The 1,081-nt window shown below is 43.6% G+C and carries 1 protein-coding gene; it reads left to right on the forward strand.

Features of this window, described 5'->3' with window-relative positions; all coding sequences use genetic code 11:
• Positions 1 to 12: 12 nt before the first annotated feature.
• Positions 13 to 1,081: transporter substrate-binding domain-containing protein (locus tag R7R24_RS24820; RefSeq protein WP_411978828.1), on the forward strand; the 1,069-nt coding region annotated here is incomplete at its 3' end.

Below are 1,081 nucleotides of genomic sequence, written 5' to 3' on the forward strand. Positions count from 1 at the left end.
CTTGCTCGAACGCTGCTGCTTTTCGCTTGTCTGTTGCCAAGCCTTCATGTAAAGGCCGAACCTTCATTACAGCCTCACTATAAAATCGCGACGGAAGCGGATGATGTTGTCACTCGCGTTTTATTTGATGCGGTATCCACTGAATTTGGTGTGAGTGTTGAGTACATCAACTACGCGAGTTTTGATGCCATTTTAGATGCAGTCGCGAATGAAGACGCAGACTTTGCTGCAAACATTACCTATACCGATACTCGCGCCGAGCGTTTCAGCTATTCCCGACCAACAAACATTGAATACACATACCTATATGGGCTGAGCGACTCGACATTAGATGATATTTCGCGTGTTGGTGTGCCTCAAAACACCATCTACTCAGAACTGATCAAACAGTATCATCCAGAGTTAAAACAAGTTCCCTATAAAGGCCATAATGAAGCCGTACGTTTGCTACAAACTGGTTTAGTGGATGGCGTGGTTGATGCGATTAACCAACTTAAACCAATGTTGTTGGAAGGGTTTGATGCCAAAATGCTCAACGATCAGATCTCCATCAAACCTGTTTCTATCATTAGTAAAAAAGGTCACCACTTAGAAGAGTTGGATACCTTTGCCTCGTTTATTCATGGTGAAGCGGTACAAAAGCAACTTCGTGAGCAAATCGCGTTGTATCAATTTGAGTTGAGACGTTCAGCCCTGCGAGATGCGATCAAGTTACTGCCTGTCGATTTAAAAGAGCCAATTCGAATCAAAATGGAATCCATCTTTCCTTATGTGGTGTACAACCCTGATGGCACCGTACAAGGGATGACAGCCGATATCGTTCTACAAAGCTGTGAAATTCTGGATTTAAACTGTGTGATCATCAGTGAGCCTAACGAAAGTTGGGAGTCGATGTATCACCAGTTTATGAAAGGTGAATTTGATATTTTGGCACCATTAACGGTGAGCAGAGAACGGCATGAATTCAGCTATTTCCCAAGACCGCACTATTCACCAGCTTCAGTGATGGTCAAGCGATTGGGTTACAAGCCAAACACCTATTCCCATGTGTCACAATTGATCTCAGAAAGAATCGGTGTAG

This window comes from Vibrio sp. 704, assembly GCF_033339295.1.